Source organism: Hydrogenophaga sp. (genome assembly GCF_051007235.1).
Classification (GTDB): Bacteria; Pseudomonadota; Gammaproteobacteria; order Burkholderiales; family Burkholderiaceae_C; genus Hydrogenophaga.
This window is the reverse complement of sequence record NZ_JBPCSJ010000454.1, coordinates 1-13,772: the sequence shown is the minus strand read 5'-3', so window position 1 is coordinate 13,772 and position 13,772 is coordinate 1. Positions and strand designations below refer to the sequence as shown.

13 protein-coding genes and 1 tRNA gene are annotated in these 13,772 nt (G+C 65.3%); 5 read left to right on the top strand and 9 right to left on the bottom strand.

The genetic code is table 11. The features are described 5' to 3' along the window. The first annotated feature begins 45 nt into the window (after positions 1-45). The 3 genes from pepN (at position 46) to ACR2JA_RS16215 (ending at position 3,851) form a co-directional block, all read left to right on the top strand. Complete coding sequence (gene pepN, locus ACR2JA_RS16225; RefSeq protein WP_434010109.1) at positions 46-2,745, top strand: aminopeptidase N; 2,700 nt, start codon at positions 46-48, stop codon at positions 2,743-2,745. A gap of 9 nt (positions 2,746-2,754) precedes the next feature. Then, positions 2,755-3,762 carry a class 1 fructose-bisphosphatase gene (locus ACR2JA_RS16220; protein ID WP_434010108.1) on the top strand — a complete coding sequence of 336 codons (1,008 nt, stop codon included), beginning with the start codon at positions 2,755-2,757 and terminating at the stop codon, positions 3,760-3,762. 13 nt (positions 3,763-3,775) lie between these two features. Further along, positions 3,776-3,851 (top strand) — tRNA-Thr (locus ACR2JA_RS16215). A gap of 86 nt (positions 3,852-3,937) precedes the next feature. Here the strand turns inward: ACR2JA_RS16215 and soxB are convergent. The 9 genes from soxB to ACR2JA_RS16170 all read right to left on the bottom strand — a co-directional run bounded on the left by soxB (position 3,938) and on the right by ACR2JA_RS16170 (position 11,491). Continuing rightward, on the bottom strand, positions 3,938-5,662 hold the full coding sequence (gene soxB, locus ACR2JA_RS16210) for a thiosulfohydrolase SoxB (RefSeq protein ID WP_434010107.1): 1,725 nt from the start codon (positions 5,660-5,662) through the stop codon (positions 3,938-3,940). A gap of 90 nt (positions 5,663-5,752) precedes the next feature. Then, positions 5,753-6,400, bottom strand: a complete 648-nt coding sequence (gene soxX, locus ACR2JA_RS16205) for a sulfur oxidation c-type cytochrome SoxX (protein ID WP_434010106.1) — start codon at positions 6,398-6,400, stop codon at positions 5,753-5,755. A 16-nt stretch (positions 6,401-6,416) separates the two neighbouring features. Next, positions 6,417-7,238, bottom strand: coding sequence for a sulfur oxidation c-type cytochrome SoxA (gene soxA / locus ACR2JA_RS16200; protein ID WP_434010105.1), 822 nt, complete (start codon positions 7,236-7,238; stop codon positions 6,417-6,419). Between the two features lie 81 nt (positions 7,239-7,319). Then, positions 7,320-7,631: a thiosulfate oxidation carrier complex protein SoxZ gene (soxZ, locus tag ACR2JA_RS16195; RefSeq protein WP_434010104.1), complete on the bottom strand. Its 312-nt coding sequence runs from the start codon at positions 7,629-7,631 to the stop codon at positions 7,320-7,322. Between the two features lie 60 nt (positions 7,632-7,691). Continuing rightward, positions 7,692-8,147 (bottom strand): thiosulfate oxidation carrier protein SoxY, encoded by a 456-nt coding sequence (gene soxY / locus ACR2JA_RS16190; protein ID WP_434010103.1) that lies wholly within the window; start codon positions 8,145-8,147, stop codon positions 7,692-7,694. Between the two features lie 36 nt (positions 8,148-8,183). Further along, on the bottom strand, positions 8,184-8,516 hold the full coding sequence (locus tag ACR2JA_RS16185) for a c-type cytochrome (protein WP_434010102.1): 333 nt from the start codon (positions 8,514-8,516) through the stop codon (positions 8,184-8,186). Between the two features lie 113 nt (positions 8,517-8,629). Continuing rightward, on the bottom strand, positions 8,630-9,733 hold the full coding sequence (locus ACR2JA_RS16180; protein WP_434010101.1) for a c-type cytochrome: 1,104 nt from the start codon (positions 9,731-9,733) through the stop codon (positions 8,630-8,632). After that, positions 9,733-11,085 carry a sulfite dehydrogenase gene (gene soxC / locus ACR2JA_RS16175; protein WP_434010100.1) on the bottom strand — a complete coding sequence of 451 codons (1,353 nt, stop codon included), beginning with the start codon at positions 11,083-11,085 and terminating at the stop codon, positions 9,733-9,735. Before soxC ends, ACR2JA_RS16180 begins: the two co-directional genes overlap by 1 nt. Next, on the bottom strand, positions 11,078-11,491 hold the full coding sequence (locus tag ACR2JA_RS16170; RefSeq protein WP_434010099.1) for an ArsR/SmtB family transcription factor: 414 nt from the start codon (positions 11,489-11,491) through the stop codon (positions 11,078-11,080). The genes soxC and ACR2JA_RS16170 overlap by 8 nt, the downstream gene beginning before the upstream one ends. 422 nt (positions 11,492-11,913) lie before the next feature. Between ACR2JA_RS16170 and ACR2JA_RS16165 the strand changes: the two genes are divergently transcribed. Then, positions 11,914-12,216, top strand: a complete 303-nt coding sequence (locus ACR2JA_RS16165) for a c-type cytochrome (RefSeq protein WP_434010098.1) — start codon at positions 11,914-11,916, stop codon at positions 12,214-12,216. A gap of 15 nt (positions 12,217-12,231) precedes the next feature. Continuing rightward, positions 12,232-13,509, top strand: coding sequence for an FCSD flavin-binding domain-containing protein (locus ACR2JA_RS16160; protein ID WP_434010110.1), 1,278 nt, complete (start codon positions 12,232-12,234; stop codon positions 13,507-13,509). Positions 13,510-13,772 lie beyond the last annotated feature (263 nt).

Here is a 13,772-nt window from a genome sequence, read left to right as displayed (position 1 = left end):
ACACTACATCCAACTACATATATCTGATTTTCCGGGAGAAACCCTATGTTGCGACTGCGTGATTCCGACGGCCAAGGCGCCGCCGTACACCGATCTGACTACACCCCACCAGCCTATTTCATCGACACGGTGGAACTGGTGTTTGATCTGGACCCGGCCAAGACGCGCGTTCTCAACCGCATGCGTCTGCGGCGCAACCCGGCGGTGGCGGCGCAGGCCCTGCGCCTCGACGGCGAAGACCTGAACCTGGCGCGCGTGCTGGTCAATGGCCAGGGCACCTCGTTCAAGATCGACGGCGCCAAACTGGTGCTGGAAAACCTGCCCGAAGGCAGCGAACCCTTCGATTTGGAAATATTCACCACCTGCGCCCCGGCCAAGAACAGCAAGCTCAGCGGCCTGTACGTCAGCAACGACTCGTTCTTCACCCAATGCGAGGCCGAAGGCTTTCGGCGCATCACCTACTTCCTCGACCGGCCGGATGTCATGGCCAGCTACAGCGTCACGCTGCGCGCCGACAAGGTGCGCTACCCGGTGCTACTGTCCAACGGCAACTTGCAAGAACAGGGCCTGCTCGACGACGGCCGCCATTTTGCGCGCTGGGTCGACCCGCACAAGAAACCCAGCTACCTGTTTGCGCTGGTGGCGGGCAAACTGGTGGCGCGCGAGCAGCGCATCGTGTCGCGCTCGGGCAAGGAGCATTTGCTGCAAGTCTATGTGCGCGCCGGCGACCTCGACAAAACCGAGCACGCAATGCACTCGCTGATGGCCTCAGTGGCCTGGGACGAGGCCCGCTTTGGCCTACCGCTGGACCTGGAACGCTTCATGATCGTCGCCACCAGCGACTTCAACATGGGCGCCATGGAAAACAAGGGCCTCAACATCTTCAATACCAAGTACGTGCTGGCCAGCCAGGCCACCGCGACCGATGTCGACTATGCCAACATCGAGTCGGTGGTGGGCCACGAATATTTCCACAATTGGACGGGTAACCGCATCACCTGCCGAGACTGGTTCCAGCTCAGCCTGAAGGAAGGGCTGACGGTGTTTCGTGACCAGGAGTTCTCGCAGGACATGTGCGCCGACGCCTCGGGCCGCGCCGTCAAGCGCATCGAAGACGTGCGCGTGCTGCGCACCGCCCAGTTCCCGGAAGACGCAGGCCCCATGGCCCACCCGGTGCGGCCCGACAGCTACGTCGAGATCAACAACTTCTACACCGTCACCATCTACGAAAAGGGTGCCGAGGTCGTGCGCATGATGCAGACCCTGGTGGGTCGTGCGGGCTTTGCGGCCGGCATGAAGCTGTACTTCGAGCGCCACGACGGCAGCGCCGTGACCTGCGACGACTTCGCCCAGGCCATGGCCGACGCCAACCCGGCCAGCGAACTGGCCCGCCTGCTGCCGCAGTTCAAACGCTGGTACAGCCAGGCCGGCACGCCGCTGGTGAAGGCGCGCGGCGTGTACGACGCCGCCGCCCGCAGCTACACCCTCAGCTTCACCCAGTCCTGTGCACCGACACCGGGCCAGTCGGTCAAGGAACCGTTCGTGATCCCGGTGGCCATCGGGCTGCTGGACGCGACGGGCCACGACCTGCCGCTGCAGCTGCCGCACTGGCAGCAGGCCGAAGCGGGCACCCGCAGCTTCGTGCTGACGCAGGAAACCGAGAGCTTCACCTTCGTCAACATCGACGCCGAACCGGTGCCCTCCGTCCTGCGCGGCTTCTCGGCCCCGGTGGTGCTGGACGTTGACCACACCGATGACCAGCTGCTGCATCTGCTGGCGCACGACAACGACCCCTTCAACCGCTGGGAAGCCGGTCAGCGCCTGACCCTGCGCCGCGCCCTGCGCGCCGTGCGGGCCGAGGGCCCGGTGCAGGCCCCGCTGGATGCGCCCGTGCTCGACGCGCTGCGCCACGTGCTGCACCACCCCAGCCTGGACGCCGCGTTCAAGGAGCTGGTGCTCACGCTGCCCAGCGAAACCTACATCGCCGAACAGCTGACCGTGGTCGACCCGCAGCGCGTGCACGCGGTGCGCGAAGCCATGCGCGACCAGCTGGCGCACGCGCTGCACGACGACTGGGTCTGGGCTTACGAACAGCACCAGGACAACGGCGCCTACCGCCCCGACCCGCGCAGCACCGGCCGCCGGGCCCTCGCCGGCCTGGCCCTGCACATGCTGTGCCTGGCCGCGCGCGCGAACGGCAACCCGGTCTGGCCGGGCAAGGCCTACCAGCGCGTCAAGGACGCCGGCAACATGACCGACCGCTTCAACGCCCTGTCTGCTCTCGTGGCCAGTGGCCAGCCGCTGGCACAGGAAGCGCTCGTCCGCTTCCATGCGCTGTTCAAGCAGGATGCGCTGGTGCTCGACAAGTGGTTCGCCCTGCAGGCCGGCCAGCCCGACCGCGGCGGCCAGGTGCTGCCGCTGGTGCGCCAGCTGCTGGCCCACCCGGACTTCCACATCAAGAACCCGAACCGCGCGCGCAGCGTCATCTTCAGCTACTGCAACGCCAACCCTGGCGCTTTCCACCGCGCCGACGCAGCGGGCTACGTGTTCTGGAGCGAGCGGGTGCTGGAGATCGACACCTTCAACCCGCAGGTCGCCGCCCGTCTGGCGCGCGCGCTGGACCGCTGGAAGAAGCTGGCCGAGCCCTACCGCAGCGCCGCGCGCGAGGCCATCGCCCGCGTGGCCGCCAAGAGCGACCTGAGCAACGATGTGCGCGAGGTGGTCACCCGCGCCCTTGCCGAATAAGGAGGAACCATGAGCAAGAAAATTTCCCTCACCCGCTACCTCGTTGAACAGCAACGCGTCGACGGCCACATCCCCGGCGACCTGCGCCTGCTGCTGGAAGTGGTCGCGCGCTCGTGCAAGAGCATCAGCCAGGCCGTCAACAAAGGCGACCTGGGCGGCATCCTCGGCTCGGCCGACACCGAGAACGTCCAGGGCGAGATGCAGAAGCAGCTGGACATCATCGCCAACGAGGTACTGATCGAAGCCAACGAATGGGGCGGCCACCTGGCGGCCATGGCCAGCGAGGAAATGGACAGCATCTACGTGGTGCCCAACCGCTACCCGCAGGGCGAGTACCTGCTGATGTTCGACCCGCTGGACGGCTCGTCCAACATCGACGTGAACGTCAGCATCGGCACCATCTTCAGCGTGCTCAAGAAACCCGAAGGCAGCCCCGGCGTGTGCGAGGCCGATTTCCTGCAGCCTGGCACCCAGCAGGTGGCCGCCGGCTACTGCGTCTACGGCCCGCAGACCACGCTCGTGCTGACCGTGGGCGACGGCGTGGCCATGTTCACGCTGGACCGCGAGCAAGGTTCCTTCGTGCTGATCAAGGAGCACGTGCAGATCCCGCCGGACACCAAGGAATTCGCCATCAACATGAGCAACATGCGCCATTGGGCCGAGCCCGTGAAGCGCTATGTGGACGAATGCCTGGCCGGCAAGGAAGGCCCGCGCGGCAAGGACTTCAACATGCGCTGGGTGGCCAGCATGGTGGCCGACGTGCACCGCATCCTCACCCGCGGCGGCGTCTTCCTGTACCCCTGGGACAAGCGCGAGCCCGAGAAGGCTGGCAAGCTGCGCCTGATGTACGAAGCCAACCCCATGAGCTGGCTGGTCGAGCAGGCCGGCGGCGCCGCCACCAATGGCCGCCAGCGCATCCTGGAGATCCAGCCGACCAAGCTGCACGAGCGCGTCAGCGTGGTGCTGGGCTCGAAGAACGAGGTCGAGCGCATCACCAGCTACCACAGCACGCTATAATCTTGGACTACAAGCCGGTGTAGCTCAGTCGGTAGAGCAGCTCATTCGTAATGAGAAGGTCGGGTGTTCGATTCATCTCTCCGGCACCAAACAGAAAACCCCGCTTCGATCACTCGAATCGGGGTTTTTTCATGCCTGTCTGCAGGTCACGGCCCACAGACGATGGGCCGCAGACTCAGACCACCATGCCGGGGTTGCCCTGCATGCCCACCAGCTTGGGGGTGTTGATCTTGCGCGGGGCAATGGTCTTGTGGTTCTTGAAGTACGCCTCCATGACGTCCCAGATCGGCTCGCCCTTGGCGCCTTCGGCCACCGGCGCCCAGCCCGCCACCTTGTAGGTCTTGTCCGCTTCGATGGTCTTGCCCTTGAGCGTCATGTTGCTGATGCGCTTGCCCGAACCTGCCTTGGGGTCGCAGGTGTAGGCCAGACCGCCCACGCGCACCATGTCGCCGCCCTGCTGGTAGTACGGGTCGGGGTTGAAGAGGTTGTCGCACACGTCTTCCAGCACGGTCTTGATGGTCTCGCCCGTCATTTCGGTCAGCGTGCTGGTCGGGTAGGTGATGGCCACCTGGTCCATCATCAGTTCGCGCGTGATGGCCTGTCCCGGCAGGATGGTGGTGCCCCAGCGGAAGCCCGGCGAAAAGGCCAGGTCGGCGCCCTTGACTTCCATCCGCGCGTCCACGATGAGCTGGTCCCACGAGCCATTGAAGTTGCCGCGGCGGTACAGCAGGCCTTCGGACACGGCCAGCTTCTCGTCCAGCTTGGCTTTGTAGGGCGCGCGCACCTTGTCGATGTAGGCCTGCATCTCCTGGTCGGCCGGCAGCAGGTTGGCGAAGACGGGCAGCAGCTTGTAGCGGAAGTCCTGCACCTTGCCACCGCGCACGTCGAAGTCGAGCACGCCCAGGAACTTGCTGTTGGAGCCGGCGTTGGTCACCAGGGTCTGGCCCTTGGCGTTCTTCACGACCATGGGCGCGGGCATGCCGTCGTGCGTGTGGCCGCCCAGGATGGCGTCGATGCCGGTCACGCGCGAGGCCATCTTGATGTCCACGTCCATGCCGTTGTGCGAGATGACGACCACGGCCTGCGCGCCCTTGGCACGCACCTCGTCCACCATCTTCTGCATGTTCTCGTCCTGGATGCCGAAGCTCCAGTTGGGCACCATGTGCTTGGGGTTGGCGATCGGGGTGTACGGGAAGGCCTGGCCGATCACGGCAACCGGCACACCGTTCATTTCCTTGATGACGTAGGGCTTGAACACCTGGTCACCGAAGTCGTTGGTCTTGACGTTCTGGGCCAGGAAGTCGAGCTTGCCGCCGAAGTCTTTTTCGATGATTTCCTGCACGCGCTGTTCGCCCAGGGTGAATTCCCAGTGCGGGCACATGGCGTTCACGCCGAGCAGCTTGCAGGCATCGACCATGTCCTGGCCGTTGGTCCACAGCGCGGTGGCGCTGCCCTGCCAGGTGTCGCCGCCGTCCAGCAGCATGGCGTGCGGGCGGCTGGCGCGCATCATCTTGACCAGCGTGGCCAGGTGGGCGAAGCCACCGACCTTGCCGTAGGTTTTGGCGGCCGTCTCGAAGTTGAGGTAGGTGAAGGCGTGCGCCTCGGGCGTGCCGGGTCGGATGTTGAAGTGCTTGAGCAGGCCCTCGCCCACGATGTGCGGCGGGCGGCCCACGGCATCGGCCACGCCCAGGTTCACATTGGGTTCGCGGAAGTAGATGGGCATCAGCTGCGCGTGGCAGTCGGTGAAGTGCAGGAAGCTGACGTTGCCGAACTTGGGCAGGTCGTACATCTTCATGGCGGCACCGGGTTTGCCGGCCAGCACATCCTTGTGGTCCAGGGCCATGCCACCGGCGCTGGCCACGGCCAGCACCTGCATGAATTCACGACGGCTGAAGCTCATAAACATTCCTTTTCAATTGCACACTGATATTTGAGTCAAATTTTTTAACCGGATGGCCCGCGCTGGTGGGCACCAGCGCGGGCCGTCACGTCACTGGTTGACCGGCGACTTAGGGTCCAGCAACAGGGCCATCACGTCCTTGAGGTTCTGTTCGGACAGGATGCCCTTGTGGCCCACGCGCGGCATTTGCGAGCAGGCGTTGTAGGCGCGCGAGTTCCACAGCTTGCCCCAGGTGTATTCCACGATGGGCTTGGCCGCCGCGCTGTTCGGGTCGGTCACGCCGCGCAGCTTGCCGTAGTTGTAGAGGCTGGGGCCCAGGTTGCCGAAGGAGATTTCTTCCTTGGTGATCTGGTGGCAGTTGTAGCAGTTGCCTCCGTTCACCGTGGTGGCGGTGTCGGTCCACGTCAGGCCGCGGCCGCTCTGGGCCAGGGCTTCGCCCTTTTTCCAGTCGCCGAGGAACTGGCCGTCGCTGGGCATCTTGATGGTCTTGAGCGCGGCTTCCTCGATCGCCTTGGCGGTCTTCTCGTCCAGCGGCTTGCCGGCGACGTCGGCCGCGCTGCACAGGCGGTTGGACTCGTCCTGCACCAGGTAGTCGAGCGTGGCGATGCCGTTGGGCTGGAACGAGTCCTTGACGACGTCGGCGTGCAGCTTGTCGTAGTCGGTGCCGCCAATGCCGGAACAGGCGCTCAGGGCGATGGCCACCAGGGGCAACAGAGCAAATGCAAAGCGTTTTTTCATGGGGGTCTCCTGCGGATCAGCGCTTGATGGCCGGCACGATGGACTCGGCGGTCTTGGCGTTCACGCCCATGTAGACCTGCAAGGCGATGGTGGCATCGCTGCCGAACTTGGGCTCGGGGAAGCGCTGCTGGCGGTAGCAGTCGTTCAGGCGCTTTTGCATGGTCCACATCTGCGAGTTGGACACACGGTAGGCCGGCCAGGCCGCCACACCCACGCCGTCGCCCGGGTTCTTTGTCAGGTTGGGCAGCTCTTGCAGGCGGATGCGACCGCCATCGACGCCGTGGCAGGACGCGCAGGCGAAGTCGTGCGGACCGCCGCGCTGGAAGAACAGGCGCTTGCCCACTTCGTACATGGCCTTTTCCTGCTCGGTGTTGTTGGGCAGGTTGAAGCGCAGTCCCTTGGAGGTGGCCGAGACGTAGGTCGTCATCGCCACCAGGTTGGCCCCCTCGCCGCGGCCGATCGACGGCGCGGCCTTGTACAGCGCCGCTTCATCGAAACCCTGCAAGGTGACCATGCAGTGGATCAGGCGCGTCTCCAGGTCCATCACCTTGCCGGTGTCCTTGAAGAAGCGGGGCAGCTCGACGAACGCACCCTGGATCACGCCGGGGCCCTTGCCCAGATCGCATTGCTCCATCGAGGCGTTCTTGGGGCCGCGTTTCTGTTTCCACAGCTCTTCGCCCTTCATGTCGAAGAGGTCGGCCGGGTTGCCGTCCTGCAGCATCTCGCGGTATTTGGCGATGCCGTCCAGCGCCGCATTGCCCTGCGCGCAGGCAACGCCCGCGCCGGCCGACAGTGCGGTCGCCAAGAGCACATGGCGAATGGCCACGGAGTGTTTCATCTGGAGGTCTCCTTGTTGTGGGGGAAAGAATCAAAAACGGCCAGCGACTTGCGTGGCTGGCCGTGTTGCACCGGGCCCGGGTCAGGCGATGGCGGCTTCGTCGGTGCGGGAATCGCCCTTGTTGTCGGACCACTTCACGACGACTTTGTCACCCTTGGCCGCGCCCTTGAACTTGAAGGACAGGAAGGGGTTCTGCGACACCGAGCCACTGAACATGGCCTTGAGCACAGTCTTGCCGTTGACGGTGGCTTCCACGTCGCGGATGAAGTGGGCGGGGATGAGGGCACCGGAAGCGTCTTTGAGGGTGCCGGGTTGCATCGGGTGCGACATGAGCACGCGAACGGTGGTTTCGTCGCCAGCGAGGGCGGCACGGATGCGCATCGGATCAGCCATGATGGACTCCTAAATAAATGCAGTGATGAGGGTTCAGAGAGCGTGGAACAGGCGGGGCGATCAGCCGCCACAGCCGCCCAGCGTCACTTTGGTTTCTTTGCTGGCCGAGTACAGCTTGCCGTCGGCCTTGACCACGGCGATCACGTTCGTGCTCTGGCCCATCTTCAGGCGGGTCTGCACGTCGGCGGCGGTGCCGGCCGGAATCATGAAAGCGGCCGACAGCGGGGTCGGGTTCTTTTCCACGATCAGGTAGATCTCGGTCGTGTTGGGCAGCTTGCTGGAAGCGCCCACGGGCACCACGGCGCCGTTCTCGGCGATGTCGGGCGAGACGACGCTGACCTGGTCGTTGCTGGCGGCGGTGCCGCCGATGGCCTTGAGTGCGTCTTCGACGGACTTGACGGCGAAGCTGTCGTGCGTGACGGCAGCGTTGGCTTGGGCCTGGGTGATGATGCCCAGAGAGACCAGGGTGGCGAAGGCGCCGGTGGTCTTGATGGCGTCGCGACGGGTGGATGTCATGTCAAATCTCCTGATGAAAAAGATACGGTGGGGAGTTTACTTGTCAGGGGCGCCGGCGAGTACCCATTCGGCGAGCAGCTTGAGCTCGTCGTCTTTCAGATTGGGCTGGGGCGGCATCGGCACGGGACCGTACATGCCCGAACCACCGGACTTGATGCGGGCGGCCACTTTGGCCACAGCATCGGCCTGGCCCTTGTGCTTGGCGGCCACGTCCTTGTAGGAAGGGCCCACCAGCTTCTTGTCAGCGGCATGGCAGGCCAGGCAAGCACTCTTGGAGGCCAGGGCCTTGGCCGCGGCAGCGTCCATGGCGTGGGCACCGGAGACCGCCAGCACGGCAGAGGCGGCCAGCACGACGTGATTGAACTTCATGGGCATAGCGTAGGGACTCCTTGTTGAAAAGCGAATGGGGTTTACGAGCAATTGCGCATATTTGGAGATTTGCGCGAAACCACCGTTCCACGCCCACCTGCCAGGCATGTGCATCACTTGGGACCGGCGGCGATCCAGCCCGCGATGGTCCGGGCATCGGCGTCGCTGAGCTGCGGCTGCGCGGGCATGGGCACGGCGCCGTACACCCCCGAACCACCGGACTTGATCTTGCCGGCCAGGTAAGCCTCCAGATCGGCCTTGCCCTTGTGCTTGGCGGCGATCTCGACAAAGGACGGACCTACGATCTTGTTCTTCACGCCGTGGCAGGCCGTGCAGGCGTTGGCCGCCAGCAGGTTGTTGACGTTCGGGCCCTTGGCCGCGGCCGGTGCGGCCGGCGCAGCGACTGCCACGGTGGCCGCCGCCGCGGAGCCGATCAGGCCCTTGGGCGCCGGCTGGGTGGTGTCGGCACCGCGGACCGGACCGATCACGCGGTTCTGCTGCTGGATGTTGCCGTGCGCGTCGCGGGCGAAGTCGGGCAGGAAGGAATGCACCTTCGGATCGATCTCGCAGTCCTTCATGCAGGCCACGTTCTTCACGTCGCCCTTGCCACCGACCTTCCACAGCGGCTCGTAGAACACCATGCCATTGCGGTTGGGCATGCGCTGCTGCACCGCGGCGATGTTCTTGTCGCTCAGCGTGAAGTCGGGCGGCACCACCTCGGCAAGGCTCAGCAGGTAGGCCACCACGCCATACACCTCGTCGGTCTTGAGCGTCTTGGGGTTGTTCCAGGGCATGGCGCGGTTGATGTAGTCCCACAGCGTGGACACGGTGGCCACCTTCATGATGGTGGTCTTCTGCGGCGCGGTGGACGTCGCGCCCTGCACCAGCGCGGCCACCCGCCCGGTTTCGATGTCCTTCTTGGTCGTGCCGCCGATGATGGGCGTGAACACCTCGTTGGATTCACCGAACGAACCGTGGCACGAGGCGCAGCGCGACTCCCACACGGTCTCACCCAGGGACACGCTGCCCGCACCGGCGGGCAGGCCCTTGAAGTCAGGGCGCACGTCGATGTCCCAGGCCTTCACCTCGGCGGGCGTGGCGTCGCGGCCCATGTTGTGCCAGGGCGCGCTCTGGGCCTGGGCGGTGCCCAGCGCGAACACGGACAGGGCGGCCGCCAGCAGGGCGACCCGGGTCGAGAGTTTGAACATGGATTTCATCAGTACACCTGCACGTTGGAGACTTCACCGTTTTCCGACACCAGCCAGCTCTGGATCGCGTTCTGGTGGTAGACCGAGCGGGTGCCGCGCACGGCCCGCAACTGGTTGATCTTGGGCTGCACGTAGCCGGTGCTGTCGATGGCACGGGCCTGCAGGATGGCGGGCTTGCCGTCCCACACCCAGTCGATGTTGAAGCGCGTCATGGCCTTGGGCAGCACCGGGCCTTCGATGCGTGCGGTGCGCCAGTTGCGGCCACCGTCCACGCTCACGTCCACGCGCTTGATCGTGCCGCGGCCCGACCAGGCCAGGCCCGTCACGTTGTAGTAGCCCTTGTCCAGCAGCGTCTGGCCAGCCGAGGGCGTGGTGATGACCGACTTGCACTCCTGGATGCCGGTGTACTGGCGGTGCGTGCCGTCGGGCATGTGGTCGATGTAGTGCACCGCCTCGTCCTTGGCCGCGTACTTCTGGTCGCCCACCTCGATGCGGCGCAGGTACTTGACCCAGCTCACGCCCTGGATGCCCGGCACCACCAGGCGCAGCGGGTAGCCGTTCTCGGGGCGCAGCATCTCGCCGTTCATGGCCCAGGCCACGATCACGTCGTCCATCGCGCGCTCGATGTCGATGGTGCGGGTCATGGACGAGCCGTCGGCGCCTTCGGCCAGCACGTACTTCGCGGCCTTCTTGTCGATGCCGCACATCTCCAGCAGGGTCGACAGCAGCACACCGGTGAATTCCGAGCAGCTGACCATGCCGTGCGTGTACTGCACGGTGGGCACGGCCACGTTGCCCCACTCGGTCGCGGTGTTGGCACCGCATTCGATGAAGTGGATGCGCGAGACGCTGGGCAGGCGCATCAGGTCGTCCATGGTGAACACGCGCTGGCGCTTGACCAGGCCGTTGACCATCAGGCGGTGCTTGGACGGGTCGATGTCCCACCAGCCCTGGTGGTGGCGCTCGAAGTGCAGACCGCTGGGCGTGATGATGCCGAACAGGCCCTGCAGCGGTGTGAAGCTCACCGATGCCTGGTCGACGCGGGTCAGGCCCGGGCTCTGGCGGCGGCGCAGGTTGGTTTCCCACTTGCTGGGCTGGCCGTAGCCCGGGTCCATGGCCACCGGCTGGCCCAGGCCCGTGCTGTGCTCGGGCAGCTTGAGGATCGCGTCCTCGCCCTCGGCACCCGCCGCCATGGCGCGCGTGGCCGCACCCGCCGTGGCGGCCACACCGGCCCCCATGGCCAGGGCCTTGCCCATGAAACTGCGGCGTGCCTTGCGGGCTTGTTCAAGCTTTTCGGGGCTCAGAAAATTCTCCGGCGCGGGCAGGACGCGCCCAATCACGTCGCTCAGGTCTTTAGACACTTGCTTCTTCCTTCTGGTTGGCGGGGGGATGGCGTGGGGAGGCCTCGACCCGGACCGGGCCTTGGCTGGAACTGGGGTGGGCGGGCGTGGCGCCCAGGCCGTCGCGGGCCACCGGGGCCGTCCCGGAGCGCCCGGTGATCTGGGCCGACACGGTGCGGCACAGCTCGACGTACATCGGGTCGGCCACCTTGTAAAAAATCTGCGTGCCCTCGCGGCGGCGCGAGAGCATGCCCGCCTGGTACATCAGGCCCAGGTGGCGCGAGGCGTTGGCCTGCGCCAGACCGGTGACGCGGATGATCTCGTTCACGCACCTCTCTTCCTGGCACAAGGCGTGCAGGATGCGCAGGCGCGTGGGTTCGCCGAGCACGCTGAAGTAGCGCGCCACGGACTCAAAAACCTCGTGCATGTCATCCACCGGATCGGTCTCCACGAATATCTGACTGGGATCAATCAACTATATGATTGATTGCCTATATAAAGATTAGTGTAAACCCGGATGCCCCTGGTTTTCTGACGCCGCGGCGCCGCTCCGCTCCTGAAGGGCTGCTCTACCCACCCCCACCACACCCCACCACACACCGTCCCATCGCCCGCGAGCCATGGCACGCCACCTTGTCGCGCCGCAGCGGACACCGGGGCACGGCCCGTTCCCGGCGGGATCACGGCCGGATCGCTAGGGTTTTTACGCTACGGTAGGCTGGGCAACGGGCGCTACGATCAAACGCATCTAAATATGCGGAACTATTGATGTACGCCAGAGACCCCGCCTCTGCCCGGCGCCCCGCATTTGGAAACCCCGCGATGAGCAACCCCTCTTCAGGAGCAACGATGACCCGAACAAACCATTGGCTGGTGGCCGCCGTCCTGACGGCCGCCACGTGTGCAGCACAGGCCGAAGTGACCCAGGTGCGCGTGTGGGCCGCGGCCTGCGCCAACTGCCACGGCACCATGGGCAAGGCCGAACCCGGCATGGAGTCCCTGGCCGGCAAGGACAAGGACGAGCTGCTGCAGAAGATGCTGGACTTCAAGAGCGGCAAGAAGCCCGCGACCCTGATGCACCAGATTTCCAAGGGCTACAGCGACGAACAGCTGCAACAGCTGGCCGCCTACTTCGCCGCCCTCAAAAAATAAGGAGTCCACACCATGATGCAACGCCGTCAATTCGTTCAAACGCTGGGCGCCGGTTCAGCGGTCGCCGGTCTGGGTCTGCTGGGTGGGTGCGCCGCCGGTGGCAGCGGTGCCAAGGTGGTCGTGGTCGGAGGCGGCTACGGTGGTGCCACCGCCGCCAAGTACGTGCGCCTGTTTTCGGATCAAGGCATTGACGTGACCCTGATCGAGCCCAACGCAGCCTTCGTGTCCTGCCCCATTTCCAACCTGGTGATCCAGGGGAGCAAGACCATCGCCGATGTCACCACGCCCTACACCAACCTGCAGTCGCGCCACGGCGTGAAGGTGGTCAAGGACATGGTCGCCAGCATCGACGCAGAGAAGCGCACCGTCAAGCTCGCCAGCGGCGGTGAACTGCCCTACGACCGCCTGATCGTCTCGCCCGGCGTGGACTTCATGTGGGAGACCCTGCCCGGCATGGCCAAGGACGGCGCCAAAGACAAGGTGCTGCACGCCTGGAAGGCCGGCGCCCAGACCGTGGCCCTGCGCCAGCAACTCGAAGCCATGCCCGACGGCGGCGTGTACGCCCTGTCCATCCCGCTGGCCCCGTACCGCTGCCCGCCCGGCCCGTACGAACGCGCCTGCATGGTGGCCAACTACTTCAAGAAGGCCAAGCCCAAGAGCAAGGTCGTGATCTTCGACGCCAACGACGACATCCAGTCCAAGAAGGGTCTGTTCATGAAGGCCTGGAAGGACCACTACGACGGCATGATCGATTACCGCCCCAAGCACCGCGTGACCGATGTGGACGCCGCCACCAACACCCTGAAGTTCGAGTTCAACGACGACTTCAAGGCCAGCGTGGCCAACGTGGTGCCCGCCATGCGCGCCGGTGACATCGCCGTCAAAACCGGCCTGGCCACGGCCAACAACCGCTGGTGCGAGGTGGACTTCCTGACCTTTGAGTCGAAGGCGCGCAAGAACATCCACGTGCTGGGCGACGCGATCCAGATCGCCCCGGGCATGCCCAAGTCCGGCCACATGGCCAACCAGCACGCCAAGACCTGCGCCGCCGCCGTGGTGGCCTTGCTGCAAGGCAAGGAACCGCTGCAATTGCCGATCTACGCCAACACCTGCTACAGCTTCGTGACCGACGAAGACGTGGTGCACGTGGCCAGCGTGCACCGCTACGACGCCGAGAAAAAGACCATGCTCACGGTACCCGGTTCGGGCGGTGTGTCGGTGGCGGCCAGCGAACTGGAAGGCCGCTACGCGATGGCCTGGGCGCGCAACATCTGGGCCGATACATTGGCTTGACCCCCCGCGCCGCAAGGTTCGGATCACCCCCGCGCCGCCTTCGGCGTCACCCCCTCCAGGGGGCAGCATCTGCGGCCCGGCACAGCCGGTTCCGCGATGCTCCGGAAGCGTTCGCAGGCCCGTGACGATGGATCGCACCTGGGCGCGACAACCACAGCGACACCCATGAACAACCAACGATCTTGGATCGGCATCGTCATCGGAGCGGTGCTTCTGTTCGGAGCATCCGGTGCCTGGGCCCAGGACGAAGAGGCGCGGGCAAA